The 1440-nt window shown below is 76.4% G+C and carries 1 protein-coding gene; it reads right to left on the bottom strand.

Going from position 1 to position 1440, the window contains the following annotated elements; all coding sequences use genetic code 11:
* Nucleotides 1-1302: MFS transporter (locus tag ABZ371_RS32595; RefSeq protein ID WP_358686549.1), on the bottom strand; the 1302-nt coding region annotated here is incomplete at its 3' end.
* Nucleotides 1303-1440 lie beyond the last annotated feature (138 nt).

The following is a 1440-nucleotide window of genomic DNA, read 5'->3' as shown; positions in this document are numbered from 1 at the left end:
CACGCGGTCGGCGCCGGGCGCCCGCACGTCCTGGGCGCCGGATGCCGCCGTGGGTCCGGTCGCGGTCTCCGGGGGGCCGGCGGGATCGGCCGCCGGCCGCGGGGACGGTTCCGCACGCGCCGAGGGGGCGAAGGTGACCACGAGGGCGGACGCGGCCAGCACGCACCCGGTCAGGGCGAAGGCCCAGCGGGCGCCGAAGGCGGTCATCAGGGCGCCTCCGGCCAGCGGCCCGAACGGCTGCACCACGGAGGACAGGAAGCCCGCCGCGCTCTGCACCCGGCCCACCTTCTCCTCCGGGGTGACGATCAGGAGCTTCGAGAGGAATCCGATGCTGGCGACCGTCGACAGGCACATGCTGAGCGCGCACATGACCCCGGCCACGACCGGCCGGCCGCTCCAGGCCATCGCCCCGGCGGCCCCCACACAGGTCCAGCAGGTGGCGAGGACCAGGGCCCGGGCGTGCCGGTCGGGGCTCATGCGCGGCGCGAGCAGCGCCCCGGCCAGTGCCCCGGCGGAGACGCAGGTGATGACGAAGCCACCGCCGAGGCCGGAGCGGCCCCCCTCGGAGAACGCGGTCAGGGCGGTGAAGGTGAGCGCCCCGAAGGCGAAGTTCATGCCCAGGCCGAAGACGAGGAGCACGGTACGCAGGTAGCGGACCTGCCACAGGAACGTCAGGCCCGCCATGAGTTCGCGCCTGCTGAACACGGCGCCCGCCTTCGCCCTGGCCCGGGAGCGGGTGCGTACGAGGGTGACGCAGACGGTCGACAGGAGCAGGCCCAGCGCCTCGGCCGCGAACGGCAGCGCCGGGTGGACGCCGAACAGCGCGCCCCCGAGGAGCGGCCCGACCAGCCGGGCCGTGTGGGTGCGTGCCTGGAGCCGCGCGGTGGCGGTGCCCATCCGGTCCGCCGGGACGACGGCCCGCATGAGGCCGAAGACGGCCGGCCCGTACACACTGCTGATCACCGCGCCCGCCGCGGCGACGAGCAGGACGAGTGGCATCGGGGCGTGCCCGGACCAGACGGCCGCGGTCAGGGCGGTGACGACGGCCAGGCTGCCGGCGTCGCACAGCCTCATCAGCCGGCGGCGTTCGACCCGGTCCGCCACCACACCGCCGGGCAGCATCGTGATGAGCACGGCTCCGACGGACACCGTCCCGACGGCTCCCGCCTGTACCGCGGAGCCGGTCTCCTTGAGCACCAGAAGGGGGAGGGCGAGCGCGCTCATCTGCCCGCCCAGGACCGCGAAGAGGCCGCTCAGCCAGAGCAGCCGGAAGTCCCTGTTGCCGCGCAGCGACGTCGTCATCGTGAGCTCCCGGGGAGGGTCGGGCGTGGGAGGGGTGTGGGCCCCTTCCGGCCTCGGGCCGGGCGGGGCGGTGGGACGGGCTCCGCGCCGCGGGCCGGCCCGTGCGGGGCGGGCGGGGGCGTCCCCGGCCGGGGCCGG

It is taken from the genome of Streptomyces sp. NPDC005899 (genome assembly GCF_040629645.1).
In the GTDB taxonomy this organism is placed as follows: domain Bacteria; phylum Actinomycetota; class Actinomycetes; order Streptomycetales; family Streptomycetaceae; genus Streptomyces.
Note: the sequence above shows the minus strand (reverse complement) of the source record. Positions and strands in the feature narration are given on the sequence as shown.